This window comes from Candidatus Zixiibacteriota bacterium (assembly GCA_022865345.1).
In the GTDB taxonomy this organism is placed as follows: Bacteria; Zixibacteria; MSB-5A5; order MSB-5A5; family RBG-16-43-9; genus RBG-16-43-9.
In genome coordinates this window covers 1-1517 of record JALHSU010000098.1, presented here as the reverse complement: position 1 = coordinate 1517, position 1517 = coordinate 1, and the positions used below count along the sequence as shown (strand labels likewise).

2 protein-coding genes are annotated in these 1517 nt (G+C 42.4%); both read left to right on the top strand.

All coding sequences use genetic code 11. From position 1 onward, the window contains the following. Nucleotides 1–209: 209 nt before the first annotated feature. Nucleotides 210–794, top strand: coding sequence for a cytochrome c family protein (locus tag MUP17_04605; GenBank protein MCJ7458254.1), 585 nt, complete (start codon nt 210–212; stop codon nt 792–794). Nucleotides 795–866: 72 nt separating this feature from the next. Continuing rightward, a partial coding sequence (locus tag MUP17_04600) for a hypothetical protein (protein ID MCJ7458253.1) occupies nt 867–1517 on the top strand: 651 nt, incomplete at its 3' end.

Here is a 1517-nt window from a genome sequence, read left to right as displayed (position 1 = left end):
TTCCAATTCGTATTAATATTAGAAGGTCGACTTAATAGTTGACCTTCTTTTTTAAAGGGTCTTTGAAAAACTCAAATCAAGAGGGTGGGTGACTTTGGCTTGAAGATTTCCAGAAAAAGCTTGACAATCGATTGAAAAGGAATATCTTTTTCACTTGATATAAATTAACTTAGGTTGTTAGATTTTTCACAAAGGAGGTGAGAGAGAAGATGAAGAAACTCAGCTTGCTAGTGTTAGTGAGCTTTGTGTTTTTTATGCTTTTCAGCTTGAGCTATGCCCAGACCACACCTAAAGGAGATACCACCAAAGCTGTGGCTCCTGCCAAGTTGAAATATATGGGTTCTCTGAGCTGCAAGATGTGCCATAATTTAGAGAAAACGACTGGTAAGCAGTTTGACATATGGGCGGCGTCTAAACATGCAATGGCTTATAAGGAACTGGCCAGCGATAAATCCAAAGAGATTGCTAAGGCTAAAGGGATCGAAGATGCCCAGAAGAGCGACAAATGCCTCAAGTGTCACATAATCGGATTTGGAGCTACTGCTGCAGAAAAAGGCCCCAAATACGATATAGCAGAGGGAGTGGGTTGCGAAGCCTGCCACGGTCCCGGGGAGAAGTATAAAGATATGAAGATAATGAAGGACTCGAAACTGGCAGCGGAAAACGGGCTGATCATGCCCGGGGAGAAGGAGTGCAAAGGATGCCATAATCCGGATAGCCCGACTTACAAGGAATTCAAGTTCGCGGATGCAATGAAGGTAATTGCACACCCGATTCCTAAAAAGACCAAGTAAACAGGAGTAAAGTTTTTAGAGCGGCTGATCTACAAAAAATGGGTCAGCCGTTTTTTTTAAGAGCACCCCAAAATGGACAAAAATTACATAAAGATAAATGCCGTATTATTTTTTTCTGTGATCTTATTCTTTTTTTGCACCGGGGTATCGTCCCCCGACCCGTCATCTATCTATCCCGATAAAATCGATGGTAAAACCCTTGCCTTCCTGCAGAAGCTTCCCCAGGATTCTCTGTCTTCTTTCTGGATTGTTTTCAAGGATAAAGGTCCAATCGAACAGGGGGCTTATGAAAAAATTTTACGGGAAAATGTCCTCCGTTTTCCGGAAAGAACTATCCTGAGAAGGAGCTTGAGAGGAAATGGAGTCTTGTCAGATTTCTCTGATCTTCCAGTTTATCAGCCGTATCTGGACTCTCTTAAGTCTACCGGGGTGAAGATAAAAACCGTGTCCAGATGGTTAAATGCGGTAAGTATTATAGCTACAGTAAAGGATATAGAAAGAATTGCTGAATTTGGCTTTGTCCAGAAAATTCAGAAAGTGGCTATCTTTTACAGACCGCTCCCGGAAATAGAGAGTAAAGCGCCAGAGTATAAAAAGAGCTTAGTTCCAGAAATCCTGGATTATGGAGCTTCTTATGCTCAGCTTCTGCAGATTCACGTTCCTGAACTGCACAGATTAGGTTATACAGGCAAGGGGATAAGGATCGGGATGCTGGATACCGGT

Bases quoted from the DNA above. Each gene is read 5' to 3' on its own strand.
- MUP17_04605 (MCJ7458254.1), top strand. From the start codon at position 210: ATGAAGAAACTCAGCTTGCTAGTGTTAGTGAGCTTTGTGTTTTTTATG.